General features: G+C 45.5%; 21 protein-coding genes. 6 read left to right on the plus strand and 15 right to left on the minus strand.

Annotated features, from left to right (window positions below; translation table 11 throughout):
- From ACHUFW_RS13395 to ACHUFW_RS13460, 14 genes are all read right to left on the minus strand, one after another.
- Positions 1-1,221, minus strand: coding sequence for a type II secretion system F family protein (locus tag ACHUFW_RS13395; protein ID WP_394203811.1), 1,221 nt, complete (start codon positions 1,219-1,221; stop codon positions 1-3).
- A 2-nt stretch (positions 1,222-1,223) separates the two neighbouring features.
- On the minus strand, positions 1,224-2,984 hold the full coding sequence (locus ACHUFW_RS13400; protein ID WP_394203813.1) for a GspE/PulE family protein: 1,761 nt from the start codon (positions 2,982-2,984) through the stop codon (positions 1,224-1,226).
- Positions 2,981-4,207 carry a tetratricopeptide repeat protein gene (locus tag ACHUFW_RS13405; protein WP_394203815.1) on the minus strand — a complete coding sequence of 409 codons (1,227 nt, stop codon included), beginning with the start codon at positions 4,205-4,207 and terminating at the stop codon, positions 2,981-2,983. The genes ACHUFW_RS13400 and ACHUFW_RS13405 overlap by 4 nt, the downstream gene beginning before the upstream one ends.
- On the minus strand, positions 4,204-5,109 hold the full coding sequence (locus tag ACHUFW_RS13410) for an ExeA family protein (protein WP_394203817.1): 906 nt from the start codon (positions 5,107-5,109) through the stop codon (positions 4,204-4,206). The genes ACHUFW_RS13405 and ACHUFW_RS13410 overlap by 4 nt, the downstream gene beginning before the upstream one ends.
- A gap of 2 nt (positions 5,110-5,111) precedes the next feature.
- Positions 5,112-6,785, minus strand: a complete 1,674-nt coding sequence (mshL, locus tag ACHUFW_RS13415; RefSeq protein ID WP_394203819.1) for a pilus (MSHA type) biogenesis protein MshL — start codon at positions 6,783-6,785, stop codon at positions 5,112-5,114.
- A 4-nt stretch (positions 6,786-6,789) separates the two neighbouring features.
- Entirely contained in the window at positions 6,790-7,122 is a 333-nt protein-coding gene (locus tag ACHUFW_RS13420) for an MSHA biogenesis protein MshK (protein WP_394203821.1), read from the minus strand.
- The gene (locus ACHUFW_RS13425) at positions 7,103-7,762 is read right to left on the minus strand and encodes an MSHA biogenesis protein MshJ (protein ID WP_394203823.1); all 660 of its coding nucleotides are present in this window, start codon (positions 7,760-7,762) and stop codon (positions 7,103-7,105) included. Before ACHUFW_RS13425 ends, ACHUFW_RS13420 begins: the two co-directional genes overlap by 20 nt.
- Entirely contained in the window at positions 7,759-8,364 is a 606-nt protein-coding gene (locus ACHUFW_RS13430) for a PilN domain-containing protein (RefSeq protein ID WP_394203825.1), read from the minus strand. Before ACHUFW_RS13430 ends, ACHUFW_RS13425 begins: the two co-directional genes overlap by 4 nt.
- Positions 8,361-9,260 carry an MSHA biogenesis protein MshI gene (locus tag ACHUFW_RS13435; protein WP_394203827.1) on the minus strand — a complete coding sequence of 300 codons (900 nt, stop codon included), beginning with the start codon at positions 9,258-9,260 and terminating at the stop codon, positions 8,361-8,363. Before ACHUFW_RS13435 ends, ACHUFW_RS13430 begins: the two co-directional genes overlap by 4 nt.
- A gap of 263 nt (positions 9,261-9,523) precedes the next feature.
- Positions 9,524-11,437, minus strand: coding sequence for an RNase E specificity factor CsrD (gene csrD / locus ACHUFW_RS13440; protein WP_394203829.1), 1,914 nt, complete (start codon positions 11,435-11,437; stop codon positions 9,524-9,526).
- Positions 11,438-11,625: 188 nt separating this feature from the next.
- On the minus strand, positions 11,626-12,873 hold the full coding sequence (locus tag ACHUFW_RS13445; protein ID WP_394203831.1) for a malic enzyme-like NAD(P)-binding protein: 1,248 nt from the start codon (positions 12,871-12,873) through the stop codon (positions 11,626-11,628).
- Positions 12,874-13,051: 178 nt separating this feature from the next.
- A complete protein-coding gene (locus tag ACHUFW_RS13450) occupies positions 13,052-13,822 on the minus strand; it encodes a thermonuclease family protein (protein WP_394203832.1) in 771 nt (256 codons plus the stop codon).
- Between the two features lie 277 nt (positions 13,823-14,099).
- Positions 14,100-14,312: a 50S ribosomal protein L31 gene (rpmE, locus tag ACHUFW_RS13455; RefSeq protein ID WP_011864187.1), complete on the minus strand. Its 213-nt coding sequence runs from the start codon at positions 14,310-14,312 to the stop codon at positions 14,100-14,102.
- A gap of 177 nt (positions 14,313-14,489) precedes the next feature.
- Positions 14,490-15,311, minus strand: a complete 822-nt coding sequence (locus tag ACHUFW_RS13460; protein WP_394203834.1) for a FimV/HubP family polar landmark protein — start codon at positions 15,309-15,311, stop codon at positions 14,490-14,492.
- A gap of 163 nt (positions 15,312-15,474) precedes the next feature.
- On the opposite strand from ACHUFW_RS13460, the gene priA reads away from it, so the two are divergent.
- The 6 genes from priA to ACHUFW_RS13490 all read left to right on the plus strand — a co-directional run bounded on the left by priA (position 15,475) and on the right by ACHUFW_RS13490 (position 22,884).
- Positions 15,475-17,670: a primosomal protein N' gene (gene priA / locus ACHUFW_RS13465; protein ID WP_394203836.1), complete on the plus strand. Its 2,196-nt coding sequence runs from the start codon at positions 15,475-15,477 to the stop codon at positions 17,668-17,670.
- 227 nt (positions 17,671-17,897) lie between these two features.
- Positions 17,898-19,643, plus strand: coding sequence for an arginine--tRNA ligase (gene argS / locus ACHUFW_RS13470; RefSeq protein WP_394203838.1), 1,746 nt, complete (start codon positions 17,898-17,900; stop codon positions 19,641-19,643).
- A gap of 10 nt (positions 19,644-19,653) precedes the next feature.
- A complete protein-coding gene (locus tag ACHUFW_RS13475) occupies positions 19,654-20,235 on the plus strand; it encodes an SPOR domain-containing protein (RefSeq protein ID WP_394203840.1) in 582 nt (193 codons plus the stop codon).
- Positions 20,236-20,519: 284 nt separating this feature from the next.
- Positions 20,520-21,044, plus strand: a complete 525-nt coding sequence (gene hslV / locus ACHUFW_RS13480; protein WP_394203842.1) for an ATP-dependent protease subunit HslV — start codon at positions 20,520-20,522, stop codon at positions 21,042-21,044.
- Between the two features lie 39 nt (positions 21,045-21,083).
- Positions 21,084-22,409: an HslU--HslV peptidase ATPase subunit gene (gene hslU / locus ACHUFW_RS13485; protein ID WP_394203844.1), complete on the plus strand. Its 1,326-nt coding sequence runs from the start codon at positions 21,084-21,086 to the stop codon at positions 22,407-22,409.
- Positions 22,410-22,491: 82 nt separating this feature from the next.
- Positions 22,492-22,884, plus strand: a complete 393-nt coding sequence (locus ACHUFW_RS13490; RefSeq protein WP_394203846.1) for a gamma-butyrobetaine hydroxylase family protein — start codon at positions 22,492-22,494, stop codon at positions 22,882-22,884.
- Here the strand turns inward: ACHUFW_RS13490 and ACHUFW_RS13495 are convergent.
- Positions 22,881-24,788, minus strand: coding sequence for a tetratricopeptide repeat-containing diguanylate cyclase (locus ACHUFW_RS13495; RefSeq protein WP_394203848.1), 1,908 nt, complete (start codon positions 24,786-24,788; stop codon positions 22,881-22,883). The two genes, ACHUFW_RS13490 and ACHUFW_RS13495, sit on opposite strands and share 4 nt — an antisense overlap.
- Positions 24,789-24,831 lie beyond the last annotated feature (43 nt).

A 24,831-nucleotide genomic window follows, 5' to 3' on the forward strand; every position in this document is an offset into this window, starting at 1 on the left:
TTACTGGCCACCTTTAACCACATTGAGCATATCCCACATAGGTAGGTATATGCCTAGGGCCAGAATCAATACGATACCTGCAACAAAACCGATTAAAATTGGCTCTAATTTAGCGGTGAGGTTCTTTAGATCATAATCGACTTCACCTTCATAAAAGTCCGCCGCATCATTTAATAATTGATCAATCTGGCCAGTTTCTTCACCCACAGCCACCATCTGTAATACCAATGGGGTAAATAATCCACTTTGATTGGAAACTCGCAGCATAGACTCACCGGACTCGATACCGCGGCGCATCGCCACAATACTGTCATGCATATAGGCATTATCTACCGCATCCGCCACTAAGCTTAAGGCTTGAGTCATTGGCACCCCTGCGGTGAGCATCATCGAGAAACTGCGGCAGTAACGTGATAATGTAGAACGCTCAATAATACTGCCTACAGCGGGAATTCTCAGCTTCCACCGATCCCACTGCTTTTCGCCTTTTTCGGTACTATGCCAATAGCGAATACCAATAAACATCCCAGCCAGCGCAACTAACATCAAATGCCAGTAATTCACGAAAAAGTTAGAGGTATTGATCAGTAGTTTTGTTGCCCATGGCAGATCTGCGCCGAAGCGGGAAAACATATCCGCAAACTTGGGAATCACCATGATGTTGAGCACCACCATCGCAAGCGCGACGGCAATCAACACAAATATCGGATAGCGCATCGCCGCCTTAATCCGTCGACGGGTTTCCTGCTCTCGTTCTATATAGCCTGATAGCTGTAAAAATGCGTCTTCAAGGCGTCCGGTGTTTTCACCAACATGCACCATAGAGACAAACAGCGCATCAAACACATCAGGGTGATGGTTCATCGCCGAGGATAACGGGCGTCCAGAAGTGAGCTGCTCAGATATATCTTTCAGGGCTTCTTTCATCCGTTTTGAATGAGTGGTTTCAGATAGCCCCGCAATGGCACGCAGAATGGGGATCCCTGAGCGAGTTAACGAATACATTTGCCGAGTAAAAATCTGTAACTCATCTAAACTCACTTTACCCTTAAACAGGGCTGCTAAGTCAAAATCGCGCTTTGGCTTAGCTTCATTGAGTTCCAGCGGAATAACGGATCGAGACATCAATTGATCGGCGGCCGCACTTTCATTGCTGGCATCAAGCTCCCCGGTAACTTGTTCACCTTGCGCGTTTCGACCTCGATATTGATATATCGGCATGATTACTCCTCAAGCCCTTGCTGAGCAAACATCTCATCGGATAATGGCGTTGGGATATCAGATACGTCTTCAACAAGCTTAGCAACCTCTTCGATGGTCGTCATACCTTGCACAAGGTAATTCAATGCGGATTCGGCTAGTGGCGTGAAATTAGGGCTTTGATGGGCAGCTCGGGCAAAATCCTGCGGATTACCGGTACGCATCGCGTCAATCATCTCATCGTCTAGTTCGAGAATTTCAAACACACCGATCCGACCACGATAACCACTGCCATTACAATGCTGACAACCTTGCCCCACTTTGAAATTAGCCTTAGAAAAATCCATCTGACTAACGGTGTTTAGCCAAACCTTGTCTTGCTGGGTGAGTTGATATTCTTGAGTACAGTTTTGACATACACGCCTAACGAGTCGCTGCGCAATAATCACCCGTAGGGCACTGGCGACAAGGTAACTCGCCGCTCCCATATCAAGTAAACGTAATGCACTGGTTACCGCATCATTAGTATGTAACGTCGACAGGACAAAGTGACCGGTAAGTGCGCCTCGCAGACCAATTTCAACCGTCTCTTGATCACGCATCTCACCCACCATGATAATATCGGGGTCTTGACGTAATGTAGTACGTAATACATTGGAAAAATCGAGACCAATTTTATGGTTAACCTGTACTTGGTTAATACGGGGCAATTGATACTCAACCGGATCTTCTACGGTGATGATTTTTCTATCGGCGGTATTGAGCTCACTTAATATGCCATACAAGGTGGTGGTTTTACCGCTACCTGTCGGTCCGGTCACCAGCAACATGCCATGGGGACGTTTTATCTGCTTGCGCACCCGTGCCAAAATGTCCGCTGGCATGCCAGTTTCATTTAGCGTTAACAAACCTGCTGATTGATCAAGTAGACGCATTACCACAGATTCACCATGGTAAATCGGCATGGTTGACATACGCACATCTATCTTATGGCCTTTGATTTCCATGTGAAAACGACCATCTTGAGGTAGACGTTTTTCAGAAATATCCAGCCCAGCCATCAACTTCAAACGCAGCACCAAAGCTGACGCGATATTCGCCTCAGGCAAGGTGTTTTCTTGTAACTGACCATCGATCCGTTGACGAATTCGAAGTACTTTTTCCCCCGGCTCAATATGAATATCTGACGCTCGCATCTGTACGGCATCTTCAAATATTGACTGCAGTAACTTAACAACCGTGGTTTCATTATCACTATCGGCATCAGTTAAGCTGGCCAGATCAAACTGATCATCGGCGGCGTACTCTTCTTCTAACTTACCGGCTATCTGCGCGATTTCATCGGTGCGGCGGTATAAATTATCAAATGCATCAAGCAGCTGGCTTTCTGTGACCACCGCAATGGTCAAGCGCTTAGGCATTAGCTGCTCTTCAAGGTTATCCATCGCTTGCAGATCAGCAGGATCGCTCATCGCCACCAGCACGCTGTCATCATTGTCTTCAACCACTAGCGCTCGGTATCGTCGGGCTTGCACTTCAGGCAATAAATTAACCACTTCAGGTTTTATCGGACGACGACTGATATCCAAAAATGGGATATTGAGCTGTTGCGATAAAAATTGCAGCAACTGCTCCTCAGTGATGCAATTGAGATCAATTAAAGTACGGCCCAGCTTCTTACCGGAATTTTTCTGCTCACTGAGCGCTTGCATCAATTGAGCTTCACTGATGATATGCTCTTGAACTAGCAGATCACCTAAGCGCATCTTTAACTTTGGTTTCACTCAATATCTCCTAATTGCGCCAAGCGAGTTTCAATGTAATTGACGGCTTCGCCTGATAAACCTCGTTGCTGTAATGCATGCTGATAAGCAGCTTTTGCTGAAACATAGTCTTGTTGGGCATCGAGTGCATAAGCCAATCCCATCCACCAGCGTGCTTGCTGTGGCTCCAGACGTGCAAGCTGGCGATAACTGTCTGCTGACAATTCATATTGCTGTGCCTTTTGCGCCATCACGCTTTGTAAGGTTAATTTCTGTTTTAAGTAAGCGCTTTGCTGCGGAATTCGACTCAGTACATCCAGTGCTAAATCATAGTTCTCTGCCGCTTGGTAGACTTTGGCCGCTAACAACGCGTACTCGTACTCTTTGGGATACAGGGTTAACCCTTGGTTAAGAACTTGAATCGCCAGTGGCATCCGTCCTTGTCCATAATAAAGTGCAGCCAATTGCTTACGCGCCTGATGCAGCGCATTATTCAACTGTAACGCCTCGTTGTAATACAACTCAGCATCGGCTTGTAATCCTTGGTTTTCTGCCTCACTGCCCAATGCTAAACGTTTGTTGGCTAGCTGCTCAGAAGTTAATCTCACCTCTTTAATCGCCATTGAGCCACCTGTAGGTGAACTTGGCGCAGCGGATGCTTGATTGCTGCTTGCGGCGCTCACAGTGACTTTGGCAGCTTTGGGCTCTGCGGTTACGTTTTCAGCGATAGAGGCGGGCTTTGAAGGGGTCTGTGGTTGTTGCTTTACTGATTCTGGTTGCGTTGTTGCTATCACGCTAAGCTGTTTAGCAATGGCAGTGTCACTTTCAATGGACTGCTTGTTCGCAGCAGGCGCTTGACCTACAGTTGGCATATCATCGGCTGAAGGCTCTTGTCCAGCTGAAGGCGCTTGTGCAGCTGAAGGCGCTTGTTCAATTGCAGGGCTTTGCTGTGTCGCGGGCTTGTTATTTGCAGTCAGCTCGATATTTTCTTGCGTTGCTTGATGAGTACTCAAAGGTTGCTCATCTAATTGATTGGCTTGGGTTTGCAACTTAATCTGCTGTAATTGCTGCCAATTAAGCCCTATTCCTATCACTAGCAACAGAGTCACAATCGCCAATAATATCCAAGGTAAACGGCTACTGGGCTTACCATGGTATTGCAGTGGCGCATTGACGACTTCTTCAACCTTATGCCCCTGCTGGCGTTTATCCAAGTCTTTCAACATGGTATTAATCACACTCATGCAGCACCTCCTTGCCATAACTGACTGGCAATTATTGCGCTGAGTATGGCGACAATCACTAACGCCCACGGCCAAATTACCGGCGATTGCGCCTGCACATCTTCAGTGTCTAACACTGCAGCCTTAATGTGTTTTCTATCTATGTTGGCAGCCCCTTCACCGAAGGCAACCAACAACGCTTTGTGAGCAAGAATATTAATCAAACGAGGAATGCCCCTGGCGGCTTTAGCTAAGTAACGACTATTTTGTGCTGAAAACAACTCACCTGACTGATGACCTGCTACCCGCAGTCTATGGTGCAAATAGGCTTGCGCTTCATCTTGGGTTAACGGCCTTAACTGATAGCTAAAAGTAATACGCTGCCTTAACTGGCGAAACTGTTTCAAGCTTAAGCGCTCATCTAACTCAGGTTGCGCAAACAGCACAACTTGCAGCAATTTGCGAGTCTCAGTTTCTAAATTAGTAAAAAGCCGCAACGCTTCAAGACTGTCATCAGGTAATGCTTGCGCCTCATCAAGCACTAAGACAATCGAATGTCCGTGGGCAGACAACGCCATGAGCTGCTGCTGAATTAGGCTGGTTAATTGCTGCTGGTCAATATTGGCCGAATACTTTAACCCAAGCTCTAACGCCACCGCCCAACGCAGCTCATCCGGCGTTAAATAAGGGTTTGGCAAATAGGCACAATGAAACCGCTTGGGTAACTCGTTTATTAACTTGCGACAAATAAGCGTTTTACCCGTTCCTACCTCACCGGTCACTTTAATAAAGCCTTCACCAGTTTGCAGCGCGGTTTGTAATACTTGCAATGCCTCAACATGAGGTGCGAGTCCAAAAAAGAACCCGGTATTAGGGGTTAAAGAAAATGGCGTCTCAGCCAACCCAAAATGTTGCAAGTACAAGTTTATTGCTCCTGAGTTTCCTCTGGATACCAGCGATCAAGCAGCTCTTTAGAGCGCTGCAACTCGTTTCGCCACGTATCACCACCCACCACTGTCGGTTTTAACAAGATCACTAACTCAGTTTTTTGCAAAGAGTTGGCTCGGTTGGTAAAAGCTTCACCCAGCAAAGGGATATCGCCTAACAGCGGCACTTTAGAGACTAACTCAATATTCTCACTCTTCATCAAACCACCAATAACGACAACATCACCGGTTTTGGCTTTGATGACGGTATCAGATTCTCGAATATCACTTTGCGCTAACGGCAGTTCTAAGATGCTATCAGAAATCTTAATGGACTTGGTTTGTTCACTGATATCAATCACTGATGGATGAATATGTAATAACACATTACCGTCAGCATCGATCTGCGGCGTGACATCCAATGCAATGCCTGAGAAAAACGGCGTTAACTCTACTTCTGGCGTGGTGACCGGTGTGGTCCCCGCAACCGTAGTTGACGATACATCCGTCACAAAGTACTCATCTTTACCGACTTTAATGACTGCTTTTTGGTTGTTAGAAGCGGTAACCCTTGGGCTTGATAGCACATCAACATCACCTTGGGTATCAAGCAGGCTTATCATAGTGCTGAAGTCAGAGCCGGAAATCTGCAATGAGGTAACGCCACCAATTGCGTTAGATATCAGATCACCAACGCCATCACCGGACGGTGAAGTGCCAAATTCAATATTAGTATCGCCTACATGGCCTAACACGCTCTCCCAATGGATACCTTGCTGATAACCATCAGAAAGCCTTACCTCAAGCACTTTAGCTTCTAAAATAACTTGGCGTTGCAGATGGCTTTCGGCGGTTTGCAAAAAGGTACGAACTTGACGCAGCTCATTAGGATAAGCGCGCACTGTGATCAAGCCAGCTTGTGGGGTTACCACCACCTGACGGCCACCGCCAGTATCACCAACAATAGACACTAAGGTTTCTTGTAACTCGCCCCAAAAATCGGTTTTGGTTTTCGAGCGAATAAAGGTGCCATTAGTCTGCTCATTATTATTGGAACCCGATGAGTCACTGCTATTATTGTTATTACTGCTGTTGCTGTTGTTATTGTTACTATTTGACGAATTATTGTTATTGTCAGATATGCGCCCAGAGTTCACCGAGGTTAATGACAATCCATGGCGTTCCATGTACAGGTAGTTAAGAGGGAAAGTTTCAGTGCGCATACCTGCTGGGAAAATCCGTAATATACGTCCTTCACGGCTAACTTCGTAACCATAGATATCTTCCACCACTTGAATGGCTTCGCTTAATGTCACGGCCTTCAACGACAATGAAATACTGCCAGTCACATCAGGATGGACAGCAACACTGAGCGGCGTACCTTGAACTAAGCTTGGGAAAAATACTTTGGCATCAACATCCTGAGCAGAAACATCAAAGCGACGCTCAGTTTGCATTCGTGGCTCGAGACCTGATAACAAAGACTGTGATGACAACTCGCGTTGCACGGAGTCAGGCATCACTGCAGGAGGCGGTGTCAGCGGTTGCGCTTGTGATTGTTCAACCGACTTAGCCAATGCCGCTTTAGACTCGACGGGTTGGGGCCTATCTGTGGTTTGACAGCCCACTAATGCTAACGCCAGCATCGGAGTAAAAATTTTATAAACCGTCATCTAATTATTGTCCCTTAATCTCTTTGATAGCCTGGTACATTTGCAATTTTCTGCCATCGGCTAACGTCACGCTTTCAGACTGTATCTTTGCAATGACCACCCCTTGGACGCGATCGCCAACAAGGTAGATTTTATTATTTATGACCGCCGATGCATCTTTGCCCGACACCACAATACTTTGTAAAACTAATCCTGAATCGCTAACATCACTCGACGCGCTTTGCTGCTGATAAACACTGGCCGATGGCCGTGTTGGGTCGCGAAGCGATTGCGCTTGTACCAATGTAGGCAGCAACAAAATAACCAATAAGCTGCGATTAATGACTTTTAGCAACACTGATAAAGTCCTTATTAATGCTTAATGTATAGAGCTCAATCACCACATTCGAAGTGGGGTACTCAGCGACGGTATAATCGAGCTGTTTCCAATACAATTTATTGGGCATAGCTTCGACGGCTTCGACAAATTTCAGGGTTGCAAAATAATCCCCCTGCAACACCAGCCGAATGCCATGGCTATATAGATTGAGCTTTTTATCTTCTTCGCCAACAGCCAATAAAGGTACCGGTGCGATAGAAGCGAACTCCTGCAACTTAACACCGCTCACTTTGCCCAGTAAATCACTGAGCAGAACCGGCATTTTGTCCGCAGGCACCATATCAACCATCTGAAAAGATAACTGTTCATCCAGTGCCGCCGTTTGCTCTTCAATTAGCTGTAGCCGCTGACGATAGTCACTATTGGGATCTTGGGCTAATCGTTGCTGATATAAGGCAATTTGCTCAGTGGAGATTTTGTTTTCATTCTCTAACGCACGAATGGATTGCTGCAGTTTTTGGCGCTCAATCAGCTTAGACTCTAGTGGTAAATAACACAGCATACCGATGACAATGACTGCAGCGGCAGCAATCATCACCCGTTCTCTTTGGCTTAATACACTGAACTTCTCTTGCCAGCTTTGCCACAATTGCTTCATTGTTGTGGCTCCTCTATCGCGTCACTGGTTAGAGTAAATGCCAGTGGTTGACCTTCGCCACGGCTCATGGTCATCGAGGCAAACGCATGACCTTTTAAGGTTTCAGTTGTGCGCAACCGCTCAACCCATCTTGGTACACCACTAGGATCAGCGCTATAACCTTCAAACACATATTTATCTTCGTCAACACGAATCCGACTTAACCAAATACTACTGTCAGCGACACTCGCCAAGTCAGTTAGCAACATCGAGTACCCTTTACTGGTCAACGCTTCACGTTGACTCAGCTCCTTAAGCAGCATACGTTTAAGTTCGAGTTGTTGACCTTTAAGATCCACAGTATCAACCAATTTACTATCCGGTTGGCGAGCAGCGAGCTGGGCTTCAAGCTGAGATTTCTGCTGGTCAAAATCTCGTTTAGTGCGTTCAAGTTTCGCTCTATCAGCCTGTAAACCACTGACACTTTGCCAAGCTATCAGAATGGCCAACAAAAACACGCCCAAAAACACCATGCTGCCTACAGCTAAACGCTGGAATGACAACCGCAGTTGTTTAGGGAGTAGCGATGCGTTAAGCAGGTTTACCCTGAGTTTTTGGCTCATGCAGCAACCTCTTCTGATACTTCATTAGCACGTGCAAATTCTGAATAAGCAAGTTGAGCAAACAATTGGTCTGTGCTCGTGGTGGCGACCACATTAACGGTTTGGTTAAAGTTAGCCGATAACAGCTGCGCTAAAGCTTGCGCAGGCCCGCCCATCACCAATTCAATAGACGCCACCGGAGATTGCCGCAACTGACTTTCAAAAAAGTCCATTGAACGTTGAATTTCTAGACTCAAATTGTCAGCCATGCCGTAACCAAGCTCTTGTTGAGTGACTTTATCTAAACCGCTAAAGCCACGAACTCGACGTTGCATAAATAACTTACCTTGGCGCACGACCGTCAATAACAGCTCATGCTCTGGCAGGTGGCACAACACCATTTTAGGTTGGGCGTCATCAACGAATAGATTACTGGCAGCGAGTTCTTCAATAGAGATCCCAACTATCTCTAACTGATGTAAATTGGCATCTTGAATAAGTTGAGATAATTGAGATTTAGCAGCGACAACAGCGGTCAACTTGGTACTGTTCTGTGTTGGCGCTTCAAAATAATCGACATGGATATCGGCAACAGCCGTGGTCACCATATCTTTTACAGCCCAAATCAACGCTTGGTTCATTTCCTCACTGTCAACAGCAGGCTTATCAACCAACAACAACTGATAAAAACTAGGATTAAGCACGAGTTGTGCTCGTGTCGGGCCAAGGGCCGCTTGCAAAGCCGCAAACGCTTCCGCTGGTTGTTTTGTATAACTAAAACTGTAATGACTTTCAGGATGAGCCTCATCACTAGCTTGATATACATGCAATGCCGTCTCGGTTAAATACAAGCCAACATCGACATGCTGTCCGGCCTTTTTCCAAAAAGCTAGCTTATTTAAAAGGCTTTTATCCATTAAAAAATGCCCATCCGTTGCAAACTCAAGAGTTGAGATAATTTAGCTCTATTTGAACTGTTCTGTTTTTATGGAGTGAAACAGCAGACCAATTTTGTAACACCTGCTCAGGCAAAGCGTCAAAAAACAATACAGTTATTGTAACGACTAATCTTATAATTTTATAGAAAAAACCGATATTGCTTCTATATTATATCTCTTAAGATAGCCCGCTAACTGAATAGTCACAAGTTGCTAGCATAATCGTCATAATTGGCAGCGAGTTAAATCTCTTCAACCGGGTCACTAAAAAATGAACCTTGCGCCGCACTCACCCCCAAGATCTTCAATGTTTGCCACTCCTCAAACACATCCACACCTTCAGCAAAAACTTGCACCTCTGTTCGGTATAAACCACCAATCAAACTTCTAACAAATAATTGATTTTCTTGGCGTAAATGAATCTGGTTAACAATAGAACGGTGTAACTTAATTAAGTCAATTTGACAGGTTTTGATATATTGGGTGCTAACAACCTGCAAACCAACTCGATCGACACAGAGGCGCGCGCCCATTTTTTTCATCATATCTAAGGTACTTTTCAAACTATCGATATGATTAACAATAATATCTTCATTGATTTCGAAAATAAGTCTTGGGGTTAAGTGGCGATACTCCAGTAAGGTCGTCTTCAACCAGCGGACAAACGCCCGGCTTTTAAGGGTATCTAAACTCAGGTTTATGCTATAACTGAGGTTATCTTTACTGGTATTGAGTAGATCAAACAACACTGTCTCAATCACTTGGCGCTCTATTTGCGGGGTTAAACCACATTTAATTGCCATAGGTAAAAACAGTGTGGCCCGCACTAAATTGCCTTGGTTATCTCGTAGTCGAGAAGACACCTCCAAGTGATGAGTCTGCATGTCACTATCGACAACCGGTTGTGAAAAAGCCACAACGCGCTTATTCACTAACGCGTACTCCAAAAAGCTACGCCAACGTACAGAGCCTCTGGCAAAGCCCTCATCAACCGCGCCTTTATCGTACATAAACCAGTTAGAACTTCCCTGAAACTGCGCCGCACGCAGCGCCATTTCAGCCTCTTCCACCAATTGAGACTTATCATCACCGACTTTGAAATAGGCAACACCAATATGGAAGATGTCTTGCTTCTTGCTCAGCTCCTCAGTTAATTGCGCTTGGCAGACTTTTAATAACTTATTGGCCAGCTTTTCAGCATCCTGTAATGAGATTTGTGGCACCACCATGGCAAACTGATGCTGGCTACGCCGAGAAAAGATACTGTTCGCATGACCATCTAGCACTTGCCCGAGCGCCGCAATGACCTGAGCAAGCATCTCCGCCACCAGTTCATCCCCCATCTCTTGCTGCAACAGGTCAAGCTCTTCCAGCTCCAATAAAAATAGGACACCAGGCGCCAACATCCCCGCATCATTACTGAGGGCATCAAGGCGGTTTTTAAGAAACAGTTGATTACCAATTCCCGTTTCGGGATCAAGAAAAGTGTTGGAGCGAATAAATTGATCAAAGCGTGCACGTTGCTTTTCAGCATCATCAAGCTCGAGTAGCATCTTAGTTAACGCACGATTGATCATTCTCGGGCGCCCATGGCCTGTCTCCGCCAATGCTTGCTCATAATCACCCGATAATATTAAGTGACTACGCTTAGCTAAGTCTTCCACGCCCTCGAGTTCTTGCGCGAGCCAACGATACCCCCAGCCTACCAGCAACCCCGTGGCAATTATTCCTAGCAGCAAAACCAGCACTTCATAATAACTAATCTCATGTAATAAGAACGGTTTAGGCAAGGTCAATTGCATATGAAAATTGCGGTGTTGAACTAAAGTAGTTTGATAGGTGACCGTAGAGAGATTGGGCTTTTCAACGCGATACTGATAAACAAGCTGCTCATCATCGTATAAGGCAAAAGCCTGAGTTTGATACGCTTGAAGAATTTGTGGCAACCATTGACTTAACTGGCTTTCGTCAACCAGATTTTCACTTGTGTGCTGCGACAATAGAGTTTGAATTTCATCAACTTTCTGTTGCTGAAACTTATAGGTCAACTGTACGAAGCTAAGCGTCGCGGTAAGAATAAAGATACAAGCGACAGCAACGAGAGACACCAGCCAGAAGCTGGTCAACTTGCGGGTTAACATCTGAGTCAATTTCATCGCCGCATCCTGCTTTATTATTGTTATTCTGAAATCAAATATACACTGTGCTAAACCAATCAAGCTAGCCGATAAATATCACTTAAACCAGTGGCACATTCAGCGTAAAGTACCACCTTACAAAGAAATGGTTACTGCCTCAATAAAAAAGGGCCCCTTGGGCCCTTTTTTAAAATAAATTTAAAAGATTACGCCATGTAATTCTCAGGCAAACTTTCAACCGCCGCTACACCAGAGTCAATGGCTGCCTGGGCAACTGCTTTGGCTACATTTGACAGTAAGCGCGGATCCATTGGTTTTGGAATAACGTAATCGGCACCAAATGTTAACGAGTCAACACCTGGATATGCTGCAATTACTTCAGCCGGTACTGGCTCTTTCGCTAGAGCAGCAATCGCATGTACAGCCGCAATTTTCATCTCATCATTAATCTTAGATGCGCGCACATCAAGCGCACCACGGAAGATGAATGGGAAACACAATACATTGTTAACTTGGTTTGGATAATCACTGCGGCCTGTACCCATGATGAGATCTTTACGAGCATCGTGAGCAATTTCAGGTTTGATTTCAGGATCCGGATTTGAGCAAGCAAAAATCACTGGATTTTCTGCCATAAGCGCCACATCTTCAGCGGCCAATACATCTGGTCCAGACAAACCTAGGAAGGCATCCGCACCTTTAATCACGTCCTGTAAGGTGCGCTTATCAGTATTGTTGGCAAACAGCGCCTTGTATTCGTTGATGTCGTCACGACGAGTATGAATGACACCTTTACGATCCAGCATGTAGACATTTTCACGTTGCACACCACACTTAACTAACATGGTCATACACGCAATAGCCGCTGCGCCAGCGCCCATACAAACAAAAATCGATTCTTCTAGTTTCTTGCCTTGAATTTCCAACGCATTAATCATACCTGCAGCGGTAACGATCGCAGTACCGTGTTGGTCATCATGGAAAACCGGCACATTGCAACGCTCAATCAAGGTCTTTTCAATTTCAAAACACTCTGGCGCTTTAATATCTTCAAGGTTGATGCCGCCAAAGGTATCTGCAATCGCTTCAACCGTATTAATAAACTCATCAGTTGTGCGATGCTTAACTTCAATATCGGTAGCGTCAATATTAGCGAAATGTTTAAACAGTAATGCTTTACCTTCCATTACAGGTTTAGAAGCTAACGGGCCTAAATTACCAAGGCCTAAAATAGCGGTACCATTTGAGATCACTGCAACAGTATTGCCTTTAGCAGTGTAACGGTATGCGTCATCTGGGTTTGCCGCAATTTCACGCACAGGCTCAGCGACACCAGGGCTATAAGCTAACGCAAGATCTTGGCTGCTGGCAGCAGGCTTAGTCAGACTGACTGCGGTTTTACCTGGTACGGGGAACTCGTGATAATCTAGGGCTTGTTGACGGAAATCGGCCATTTTTTTAATCCTGCAAATGCGCAAATTAGTATCGAAGAAGAGGTCTTCAGCCAACGCAGTACCTAGCTACCTTCTTGGCGGCCTTAGTTAGCGAGACTGAGGCTGCTAATGTACTCGAATCAACACACTTTTTAAACAAAATATTAGAAAATTTCAGTTTATTATGAAGTAAATCGTTCTAAGGCTTATTTAATAAACTTATCTGTGAAGGATGATAGCTAATTAACTGCCATTTTTTGTAGGAATAATACAACTGACCACGGACAATTACGGCACTTTCAAGCAGATTTAGGTTCAAAATGTTGCTAAACTTACGAAAATCTTCTCTAGGTATGCCTACATAAAATTTTTCATCAATAATTAGCCACAAATGTTGACCTTTTCTTTCAAACCCGGTCACTGTACCAGTAATTTCCCGCCATTGATTACGATCATCGCGGTTAAGTTGACTCACTTGCTTCGCTTGATAACTTGGATGACTCCACAACCCCCACTGAGCATCCCTTGCATGCGCCTCTACGCCATTCAAACATTGCCAAAAATAGTCATTCTGATACACCCTCGCTTTAGCGAAGCCTTGCTTAAGTAAGGCTTCTTGCAAATGTTGCCCTTCTTGAGTGTAGACATAAGCTAAGGTTCTGCCATAGGGATCCAGCTTCTTACGGTCGAAAGCCAGCTGTAAGGTTTGGCCCTGTTTCACTAAAGATTGCATAAAAGAGCGCGCGCGATTGGCGTAGGGTTCAGATAATTCGGGGTATTCTCGATCAATCTCAGGTGAATCGACACCAATGAGGCGCACACTGCGGCCGTCACTCAGCACTAGTGTGTCGCCATCGACAACATAATCTAATGTCACTGTTTCATCATATTGCGTGGGCACGCATAGACTCTGCGCCAATGCAGTGAAAGGCAAATAGAGTAAAGTACTGGCGAGCAATGATCTAAGCATTCTGTGTCCCAAGTGCGGCTCAAGTGCAGCATAGTTACTTAGCCTCCCACATTATTGACCAAAAAACGACTAATTACTTCTTCGTTGAATAACTTCCCAATAGAACCACTATTACTTAAGTTATTCGTCTCGAACTAGTTTGCCTAAAATAGCTATGAGTAGATCACTTTCTTATGCCGATTAGTATAATACCGACCTATCTTCAATAGCCTAGAAAAAGAGGCAATAAAAAAGGCGCCTGTTAGGCGCCTTTTCTTTATCTTTACAGAAGTAATATTTACTTCTTGCCAAGCATACCGAAACGCTTGTTGAACTTGTCGATACGTCCGCCAGTATCCATAACTTTTTGGGTACCAGTGTAGAATGGGTGACATGCACCACATACGTCCAAGTGCAGTGGCTTACCTGCAGTTGAGTTTACTTTGATTACGTTACCACAAGTACAAGTTGCAGTGATTTCTGCATATTCAGGGTGAATACCTGGTTTCATTTGGATTACCTCAGTTTAAGGCCATGTCGCTCTCCTAACCCGAAGTCAGGCACCACATGCAGTTAATAAATAATTAGGCGGCGGATAATACAGCAACCGCAAATAAGATACAAGCACCTTGCACCAGCCAATACAAGATCGCCAGCAAAGGAATATTTGCGATCACATCAAGCTTACTCAGCCTTGGCTTAACTGCTCAAACTGCAGCTTTGCCGCTTTGGCATCACTATAGGCCTGTTTCACCTCATCGGTTGGACAGAGTAAACCAATGTCAGCCCGTAAACTATTTATGTTGCCTTTATTAAATGCTTTTGGGTTAGCCGTATAAATTGCCAAAATGGCGCCATAGGGACTCATTTGCCACTGTTTCGCATAATGACTACCTATCCGCCAAAGCGTTTGGGTTGGCTCTGTTTGTAGCTGACATTGATGATCTGCAGCCTCACTTGCCTCAAGTTTGGCTACCCTTGCCACCTGAGTCGCCACGATATCTTGTTGAGGTTTTGAAATGGCTTGCTGGCTTTGTTGCTGACTTGGTTGTTGACTTGGTTGCTGGCTTAGTTTCGAGCTTAGTTGCTGCAACTGTGGTGTTGGCATTTCATCGGTTAATTCTGTGGGTATTTTCATGTCACCATTAAAAAGCGCAATGCGCTTCACTTCCCGCCACTTGTTAACCCGATACTCTTTAACCAACAACAATGCGTTAGGGTCATTAATATCCTCTACCCCGGTCAATTGCAGCATGAAGTTATTAATGGGTTGTATCATTAACCGCTCCTGGCCGGACGCTTGTACAGCAATAAATTGCAGCTTATCTATGCTGTCATGTTGCGAGACTATATTCACTCGCAAATTAGGGTAACCACCCAATATAAAGCTTTGCTGATTAATACTCACATGGCTAACTTTCGCCAAGGCATGTGGCTGCACAATCATCACCAACATCACCCCAAATATTAAACTACTGAGCACCCTTTTAAATTGATTTGCGCTATTCATTGTTTCCCTTATATCTTCCCTAAATACCTGCAAAACATCGCTAGTCTCGACGAGTTGGGCCTTAAAGACAGCCGATTTCAACCGTCAAATATGTAGATATCAGTAGCCCAAAATAATCAGTGTCGTTACACTGGTTTCATTATCTAAATATGCTTAGACGTTTATGCCTTTGTTTGTAGAGGTCGCACTGCCGGTTCCAATGCGACAATCCTTTAGCTATAAAATTAACCCCGACGATGCGCACCGAGCAATACAAGGGAGCAGGGTGAAAGTGCCTTTTGGCCGCCAGCAGTTAATCGGGTTGGTCATCGCTCAAACTGATCAATGCGACCTTGCCGAAAATAAAATGAAATTCGTCAGCGAGTTCCTCGATGACGAACCACTTCTACCACAATCACTTTATAAACTAACTTCTTGGGCTGCAAGGTATTACTTTTGTAGCTTAGGGCAAATGTTATCTCAGGCCCTCCCCGTTGCACTGCGAAAGGGCGCAGCCGTAACTACTCCTACGCAAAAGTTCTATCGGGCTACCCCCGATGGTCATGAGGTTGACTTAACCACGCTTAAGCGGGCACCGGCTCAGCGTCAGGTGCTAGCGCAATTACAACAGAAAACCCTAAGTGCAGACGAAGCAAATCAACTTGAACTCAGTAAAGCAGCAATAAAAGCTTTAATGGACAAAGGTTATATCGCACTAGAAGAGCGCGCCAACAAACTTGATTTAAGTTGGCGCGACAACTTGCGTCTAGATGAAGAGCCCCATCAACTTAACGCCGAGCAAGCCATTGCGGTCGCAACCCTCAATCAGCAACAAGGTTATCGAACAAGCTTATTAGAAGGTGTCACGGGCTCGGGAAAAACAGAAGTCTACTTAGCCTTACTAGAAACCATTTTAAAACAAGGCAAACAAGCACTTATCTTAGTACCTGAGATAGGTTTAACACCACAAACTATCAGTCGCTTTAGGCGCCGCTTTAATGTTGACGTGGCAGTGATTCACTCGGGCCTTACCGATAATCAGCGACTCGAAGCATGGCGACAAGCTAAAACAGGCCAAGCCGCGATTATTATCGGCACCCGCTCTGCACTATTTACCCCGATGCGTTTTCCGGGAATGATCATTCTTGATGAAGAACACGACGCCAGCTTTAAACAGCAAGAAGGGGTCGGTTACCACGCCAGAGATCTCGCCGTTATGCGTGGGCATTTAGAAGATATCCCTGTGCTACTGGGCAGCGCAACACCGTCACTAGAGACATTACAAAATGCCATCAATGGCCGCTACCAACAACTGACTTTAGGCCAACGAGCTGGGCCTGCTGAGAAAGTGCGCCAAGGCATTATCGATATTCGTAATCAACCATTGAAACACGGCCTATCCCATGGCCTTATCAATGAAATGCGCATGCATCTTGATGCAGGCAATCAAGTATTGCTATTTCTTAATCGCCGCGGTTTTGCTCCGGCATTACTTTGCCATGAATGTGGCCATCTGCATGAATGTGACCGCTGTGATGCATTTTTTACCGTACACCAAAGCCTAGGCGAAATACGCTGCCACCATTGTGGTAATCAATATGCCATCCCCAAGCAGTGTCACCAATGTGGCAGCACCATGTTAATGGGGCAAGGCGTAGGCACTGAACAACTCGCGAATGCCCTTGAAAGCCTGTTCCCTAAATACCCAGTGATAAGAATCGATCGCGATACAACAAGCCGCAAAGGTTCGCTAGAAAGTCATTTAAACGCCATCCACAAAGGCGAGTATAAGATTTTAGTTGGCACACAAATGCTAGCAAAAGGTCATCACTTTCCCGACGTAACTTTGGTTGGCTTACTGGATGTTGATGGCGCACTCTTTAGTGCCGACTTTCGTGCCCCAGAGCGCTTTGGTCAGTTGTACACCCAAGTCGCAGGTAGAGCTGGCAGAGCCAGAAAGCCAGGTACAGTGTTGATGCAAACTCATCAATGCGATAACCCTATTTTACGTGAGTTGATGCATAAAGGTTATGGCGAATTCGCCCGTGGTCAACTCACTGAGCGGCAACATGCATTACTACCTCCAGCTTGGCATATGTTGCTCATACGCGCCGAAGCTCACCAAGCTGAAGATGCCGATGCTTTCCTCAATCAAGTCGCTGCACTATTACCACAAAATCAACAATGTGAAGTCATTGGGCCGATGCCAGCGCCCATGGATAGAAAAGCGGGTAAGTACCGTCGCCAACTGATGTTTCAAACTAAAGAACGTACCGTATTGCAGCAAGCATTTGAACAAGCCTTACCACAAATTGATGCACTTCCTTTAGCAAAACGCTGCCGTTGGAGCTTAGATAGAGACCCACAGGATCTTTTATAGCCGCGACGTATTTTTTAATCATAAAAAATGCCAGCCCAAGTGACGAATTATGTCACATTGCGCTAACATCTAGTGGTTATACTCTGCTGATTGACAGGTTAATCAGCAGAAAGGCAAAAAACAGCGATAAACTTGCCAACAAATGATGGTAATTGACCCAAGATAACGGCTAAAATACGCGGTTATCCCTGAATCTTTTTTACATGAAAACTGTCGATTAAAAGCCAATGAAATCACATATTGAATCTTTGCTCGCCCAAGCCCTTGAATCTCTAAAACAACAGCAAGTCGTTCCTGCTGAGTTTGCTGCGCGAATTCAAGTAGACCGAACGAAAGATAAAAGCCACGGTGATTTCGCAACTAACCTGGCTATGATGCTGACCAAAGCGGCAGGCAAAAAGCCTCGCGATATTGCGCAGCTAATCATCGACAATTTACCCAACTCAAGCCATGTCGCTAAAGTCGATATCGCCGGCCCTGGATTCATCAACTTTTTCATCGATGAAAATGCCCTCGCTAATCAATTAATGGCAGCGCTTGCTGATGCACATTTAGGTGTCAGCTTACCGAAGCAACAAACCGTCATGGTTGATTACTCATCGCCTAACTTAGCCAAAGAGATGCATGTTGGTCACTTACGCTCAACCATCATTGGTGACAGTGTAGTTCGCGCCCTTGAATTCCAAGGCCATAAAGTGATTCGTCAAAACCACGTGGGTGATTGGGGTACACAATTTGGTATGCTGCTGGCGTACATGGAAGAGCTTCGTGCCGCTAATGGCGAGCAAGCGCAAATGGAGTTAGCTGATTTAGAGAGCTTCTACCGTGCTGCAAAAGTGCGTTTTGATGAATCTGAGACTTTCGCAACTCGCGCACGTAAATTAGTGGTTGAGTTGCAGTCAGGTGATGAGTACTGCAACAAGCTATGGCGTGAATTTAATGATATCTCGCTTAGCCATTGCCATGAAGTCTATGAGCGTTTAGGCGTTAGTTTGACCCGTGCAGATGTGCGCGGAGAGAGTGCCTACAACGATGATTTAGAAAACGTGGTCAATGACCTTGACGCTCAGCAACTACTTTCTGAGAGTGAAGGCGCAAAAGTGGTATTCCAAGAGGAATTCCAAAATAAAGATGGCGAGCCTCTCCCTGTTATTATTCAAAAAGCTGACGGCGGCTATTTATATGCCACCAGTGATTTGGCCGCTATGCGTTACCGCTCCAACGTGCTCAATGCTGACCGAGCCCTGTATTTTGTTGATTTACGTCAGGCGTTGCACTTCCAGCAAGTATTTAGCCTTGCCCGCAAAGCAAACTTTGTTAGCCCAGATATGAGTCTAGAGCACATGGGCTTTGGCACCATGAACGGCGAAGATGGACGTCCATTCAAGACCCGCTCTGGTGGCGTGGTCAAATTAGTCGACCTGCTCAGCGAAGCTGAAACCCGTGCTTTAGAACTGGTACGCAGCAAGAATCCAGATATGAATGAAGCTGAACTAGAAAAGATTGCCAAAGTGGTTGGTATTAGCTCAGTAAAATACGCCGATTTATCAAAGAATCGTGCCAGTGACTACATCTTTAGTTTCGAGCAAATGCTGAGCTTTGAAGGTAATACTGCACCTTATCTGCTATATGCCTATACCCGTGTAGCAGGTATTTTCAAACGTGCTGCTGACATTGATCTTAGCCAAGCCAGCATCAGCCTAAGTCATGATAAAGAGAAAGAGTTAGGTAATAAGTTGGCACAGTTTGGCGAAGTGCTAAATCGAATGGTTTCCAAAGGTCAGCCCCATGCCTTATGTGGTTACTTATTTGAACTTGCTGGTGCCTTCTCAAGCTTTTATGAAGCATGCCCAGTGCTGGCCGCTGATACCGAAGAGCAGAAAACAAGCCGTCTGCTGTTAGCGCAATTGACTGCCAAAACCCTGAAGCAGGGTCTTGATTTGTTAGGTATTGAAACATTAGAGCGCATGTAGGAATACCAACATGACAAGTCGCGATTATGCTAATAGAAAGCCTGCAAATAAAGGGCGCGGAAAAGCAAAGTCGAATCGAGGCCGTGGCAAAGCGCCTGCACCTAAGCGCTTTCCATTGCTGCTCGCGCTGGTGACCTTGGCTTTACTTGGCGGTTTTGGTTACTTCTTGTGGAGCATCAACAACAGTGCACAAACCGTCGAAACGGTCGCACCTGAAGTGACCGCCCCTAAGCCCGTGACCAAAAAAACAGATCCCAATGCCCTACCTCCTAAGCCTAAGGAGCAATGGACTTATCAGCAGGAACTGGAAAATAAAAAGGTTGAAGTCGATATTCCTGAAGCGACCGAACCTACTCGTCCCTATCAGATGCAGTGCGGCTCATTCAGAACTGAATCGCAAGCCAACGAAATGAAAGCGGTGATTGCCTTCCAAGGTTTAGAAGCACAAGTGCGCCGCACAACCGGTAAAAATGGGGTTTGGTATCGCGTCGTTATGGGCCCTTACGACCGCAAACGTGCGGCAGAAAGGCATCGCCATATCCTGCAACGCGCCGGCATCAATGGTTGCCAAGTCTGGTTCTGGGAAGGTTAACCTTGTTGGCTGCAAGATTAACCTTATCTTGCAGCCTATTTATTGCATGCCGTTTTTCGCTATTAACTCCCGCCCGAATAATGACCAATCACATCATCGCTATCGCTTTACCACTTAACTCGTTGAGCTACACAAGTTCATTTCAAAGATAAGGCCATCGCCTTTGCGCACGAAAGAGCAACAGATCATCTAATCGACCTTGATTTTTGTTACCCCTCCCCCCATATAGCTTGTATCACCCACTGATATGCAGTGACATATCAGTTCGCGAAGAGGAAATATCTGTGACTACAATCGTATCAGTACGCCGTAATAACCAAGTCGTTATCGCTGGCGATGGCCAAGTATCACTCGGCAACACGGTCATGAAAGGCAATGCCAGAAAAGTGCGTCGTCTTTATCATAATAAAGTGCTTGCCGGATTTGCAGGCGGCACAGCCGATGCCTTTACGCTATTTGAGCGTTTTGAAGCGAAATTAGAGATGCATCAAGGCCACTTAATGAAAGCCGCTGTAGAAATGGCCAAAGATTGGCGTAGTGACAAAATGCTACGCAAATTAGAAGCGCTACTTGCAGTTGCTGACACAGAATGCTCACTGATCATCACAGGTAATGGTGATGTAGTGCAGCCAGAAAATGATCTTATCGCCATCGGCTCTGGTGGCAATTTTGCCCAAGCCGCTGCGACTGCGTTGTTAGAAAACACCGAGCTTAACGCGGTCGACATTGCAGAGAAATCGTTGACGATTGCTGGTGATATTTGCGTATTCACCAACCAATTCAAAACGGTTGAAGAACTAAATTACTGATAGTGACTGCAGCTTTACTGCAGCCAATAAGGAATTCCTATGTCTGAAATGACACCCCGTGAAATTGTTCACGAGCTAGATAGTCATATTATCGGCCAACAAAATGCCAAGCGCTCTGTCGCCATTGCACTGCGTAACCGCTGGCGTCGTATGCAGTTAAATGAAGACCTGCGCCAAGAAGTCACGCCAAAAAATATTCTCATGATTGGCCCGACCGGTGTAGGTAAAACCGAAATTGCCCGCCGCTTAGCTAAGCTAGCAAAAGCGCCATTCATTAAAGTCGAAGCGACTAAGTTTACTGAAGTAGGCTACGTCGGTAAGGAAGTCGAACAGATCATTCGCGATCTCACTGATGCGGCAATTAAACTGACCCGCGAAGAGCAGATGGTGAAATGTAAATTCCGCGCCGAAGAAGCTGCAGAAGAGCGTATCTTAGATGCATTGCTGCCTAAGCCTAAAGAAGATTGGGACAATGAAACTAAAGATGATAGCGGCACTCGACAAATTTTCCGCAAGAAACTTCGTGAAGGCAAGCTAGACGATAAAGAGATCGAAATCGATATCGCTGCGCCGCAAGTGGGCATTGAAATCATGTCACCTCCCGGTATGGAAGAGATGACCAATCAGCTGCAAAGCATGTTCCAAAACATGGGACCAGGTGCCAGCAAGCGCCGTAAAATGCCGATCAAAGAAGCCTATAAGCTACTTATTGAAGAGGAAGCGGCCAAGCTTGTAAATCAAGATGACTTGAAAGAACAAGCCATTGAATTGGTTGAGCAACATGGCATCGTTTTCTTAGATGAAATTGATAAAATTTGTAAGCGCGGTGAAGCATCAGGCCCTGATGTATCTCGTGAAGGCGTACAGCGCGATCTTTTACCTTTAGTTGAAGGTTGTACTGTTACCACCAAACACGGCATGGTTAAAACCGATCATATCTTGTTTATCGCCTCTGGTGCTTTCCAGATGTCTAAACCTTCAGATCTAATTCCTGAATTACAAGGCCGTCTACCTATCCGCGTTGAATTAGAAGCACTATCCGCTGACGACTTTAAACGTATCCTAACTGAGCCTCACGCTTCTTTAACAGAGCAATATGTGGCACTAATGGCGACAGAGGGTGTTACCGTTGAATTTGCTGACTCAGGGATCAGCCGCTTGGCAGAAGCTGCATGGCAAGTTAACGAGCGAACAGAGAACATTGGTGCTCGCCGTTTGCACACGGTAATGGAACGCCTTATGGAAGAGCTATCATTTGAAGCCTCTGACAAATCAGGCTCAACAACCGTTATTGATGCCGACTATGTCAACGCACACCTTGATAATCTAGTTCAAGACGAAGACTTGAGCCGCTTCATACTCTAAGTGGCAAATAACAAGGCAAGGTTTACTGACCTTGCCTTGTTTGTTATACCTTTCCCTAACGTTTGTATTTGGTCAACACACTATGACAACCCATGATGCCCCAATCGTCACCGGATTAAAGCTCAAGCGCAAATCGCGTTTACTGGAAGTGACCTTTAACGACGGTAAAACCTATTCATTAAGTTGTGAACTGCTTAGAGTTTACTCTCCTTCAGCCGAAGTACATGGCCACGGTAACCCTGTTTTAGTCACCCATAAGAAAAACGTCAATATTGATGCGATTACCCCTGTGGGTAACTATGCTGTCAAAATTGTCTTTAGCGATGGCCATGATAGTGGCCTATTCTCGTGGGCAGTACTTCACGATTTGTCGATTAATCAGGTTGAGTGCTGGGAAAATTATCTCGCTCGCTTACGTGCTGAAAATGGCAGTCGTGAACCGCTGATTGATATGGCGGTTAAATATCACGGCTAAGCATCTGGATTAAAAATCGCGAACCGATTGCGCCCTTGCTGCTTAGCTTGATATAAGGCCTGATCGGCTTGCGATTGCATCTGTTGCCAGTTAGCTATCATGCTTTGAGTTGCCATTGGCGGTGTCGCACCAATGGACACACTTACGTTTAGTTGACGCTCCAATACCATAAATGTTTCATCTGCAATCACTTGATTAAGGCGCTTAAGTACCTCAACTAACGGCTCCATGTCATCAACAGCTAGCATCAGTAAGAACTCCTCACCGCCCCATCGCACAATGAAATCTTGCTCCCGAATACAGCCACTAAAACGCTCTGCAGCTATTTGCAACACGCCATCACCACTATCATGACCATAGGTATCATTAATGGCCTTAAAGTGGTCAAGATCTAACATAATTAAACTGTAATGCTCACGATTGGACTCGTTAAGCCTTGAGGCGAGGTGATCATAAAAATAACGGCGATTATAGAGCTCAGTTAATGGATCACGATAAGAGTGCTCGTATAAAGCTTGGTTGCTCTCACGTAAGCTACGATTGCGTTTTATAGAACTGTTATAACGTCGAATTAGATAAATCACCGTGGAAATTAAAATGACCGAAATGGTCAATGAAAACCACTCTCTCAAGGCTTTACGTTCTAGTTTCGCTGCTTGTAAGGCATTTTCTGCCGCCAATAAAGCAATTTTGTCCTCTTTCACTTTTTGATCAAACTGCGCTTGTAATTCGACCACTTTCTGCTGGCGCTCATCCACTAGGATTTTCTGGGTCTCTTCGAAATAATAGGTTAACGCTGCTATCGCCTCTGGATAGCGGCCTTGTGCAAGATGAATATCCGACAATAAGCGCGACACCTTCACTTGATAGAGCTTAGCTTGACCATCTCCATATGCCGCAATCGCATCTGCAGCAAACTGCTCCGCTTGCTGATATTGCCCCAATGCTAAAAAGGCTTGCCCCAAGCTCATACTGCAGCCACCCAGATTAAAGGTATATTGGTGCTGCTTGGCTAACGCAATACATTGCTGAGCCAGCGTTACCGCAGCTTGATACTGTGACTGACGCACCAATAACTCCACTTCATTACTCATACTATCGAGTAATCGTAATGGATCACCGGATAACTCCGCTTCCACGGAAGCTAAGCGTATGTGTTTTATCTCTTTATCAAAGTCACCAAGCTTACCCGCATAAAGCGCACTGTTGGTGTATAAAATGGATAACTGCCCATGATTCGGTATCTGTTCTTGCCGATACAATTCAAGCGCACGTTGATTATATTTACTAGCTTCTTGCCAATTCTCTAATTCCGCATAAATTGTCGACATATTAGAGATAATCTTACTGATATAGGGATCGCCCGGATAAACACTGATCAAAGCCAGTGCACGCTGATAGTCGCCAATCGCTCGTTTAAACTGTTGCTTACGCGAATGAAGAATTGCACGCACATTTAGTGCTCTAGCCAATAGTCGATTAAACTGCTTAGCCTCTGCTGCGACAATCACCTGCTCGGTAGTTTGCCAGGCAAGCTCAATATCACCGCGCTTGGCTGCCAGAATTGCTTTTAACAGCCAACCTTCTGCCTGTATCCATTGTTTGCCCAAGCTCTCACCTAACGCCACCAATTCGTCAGCTTGTTGCTCCGATAGTTCAAGCGCAGACTGGGCGGTATAAACATTATGCATGGTACGAAAATGCACCACTTGATAAAGCGTTTCCTTATCGGTCACCCCAGCGGCTTGCCAGGATTCTAGCTGCGCCCTCGCCTTAGCCGGATCAATATCTGCTAAACGATAATTAGCCAAAAACGCTTCACCATGGGGAAGCGCCCTTAACTCCGAAACCGGATCAAACTCCGCCTTTACCCAGTTTGACCATATAAGCAGAACCAAGCCCACACACAATATGCCTCGCAATAAACACCCAATCAGTTTCGTTTAA

Source organism: Shewanella waksmanii (assembly GCF_043643685.1).
GTDB lineage: Bacteria > Pseudomonadota > Gammaproteobacteria > Enterobacterales > Shewanellaceae > Shewanella > Shewanella waksmanii_A.

What these genes read in the sequence shown, in the direction of transcription:
- ACHUFW_RS13395 (WP_394203811.1), bottom strand. Translation starts at nt 1,221, where the DNA reads ATGCCGATATATCAATATCGAGGTCGAAACGCGCAAGGTGAACAAGTT.
- ACHUFW_RS13405 (WP_394203815.1), bottom strand. Translation starts at nt 4,207, where the DNA reads ATGAGTGTGATTAATACCATGTTGAAAGACTTGGATAAACGCCAGCAG.
- mshL (WP_394203819.1), bottom strand. Translation starts at nt 6,785, where the DNA reads ATGACGGTTTATAAAATTTTTACTCCGATGCTGGCGTTAGCATTAGTG.
- ACHUFW_RS13425 (WP_394203823.1), bottom strand. Translation starts at nt 7,762, where the DNA reads ATGAAGCAATTGTGGCAAAGCTGGCAAGAGAAGTTCAGTGTATTAAGC.
- ACHUFW_RS13430 (WP_394203825.1), bottom strand. Translation starts at nt 8,364, where the DNA reads ATGAGCCAAAAACTCAGGGTAAACCTGCTTAACGCATCGCTACTCCCT.
- ACHUFW_RS13435 (WP_394203827.1), bottom strand. Translation starts at nt 9,260, where the DNA reads ATGGATAAAAGCCTTTTAAATAAGCTAGCTTTTTGGAAAAAGGCCGGA.
- csrD (WP_394203829.1), bottom strand. Translation starts at nt 11,437, where the DNA reads ATGAAATTGACTCAGATGTTAACCCGCAAGTTGACCAGCTTCTGGCTG.
- ACHUFW_RS13445 (WP_394203831.1), bottom strand. Translation starts at nt 12,873, where the DNA reads ATGGCCGATTTCCGTCAACAAGCCCTAGATTATCACGAGTTCCCCGTA.
- ACHUFW_RS13450 (WP_394203832.1), bottom strand. Translation starts at nt 13,822, where the DNA reads ATGCTTAGATCATTGCTCGCCAGTACTTTACTCTATTTGCCTTTCACT.
- rpmE (WP_011864187.1), bottom strand. Translation starts at nt 14,312, where the DNA reads ATGAAACCAGGTATTCACCCTGAATATGCAGAAATCACTGCAACTTGT.
- ACHUFW_RS13460 (WP_394203834.1), bottom strand. Translation starts at nt 15,311, where the DNA reads ATGAATAGCGCAAATCAATTTAAAAGGGTGCTCAGTAGTTTAATATTT.
- priA (WP_394203836.1), top strand. Translation starts at nt 15,475, where the DNA reads ATGCCTTTGTTTGTAGAGGTCGCACTGCCGGTTCCAATGCGACAATCC.
- argS (WP_394203838.1), top strand. Translation starts at nt 17,898, where the DNA reads ATGAAATCACATATTGAATCTTTGCTCGCCCAAGCCCTTGAATCTCTA.
- ACHUFW_RS13475 (WP_394203840.1), top strand. Translation starts at nt 19,654, where the DNA reads ATGACAAGTCGCGATTATGCTAATAGAAAGCCTGCAAATAAAGGGCGC.
- hslU (WP_394203844.1), top strand. Translation starts at nt 21,084, where the DNA reads ATGTCTGAAATGACACCCCGTGAAATTGTTCACGAGCTAGATAGTCAT.
- ACHUFW_RS13490 (WP_394203846.1), top strand. Translation starts at nt 22,492, where the DNA reads ATGACAACCCATGATGCCCCAATCGTCACCGGATTAAAGCTCAAGCGC.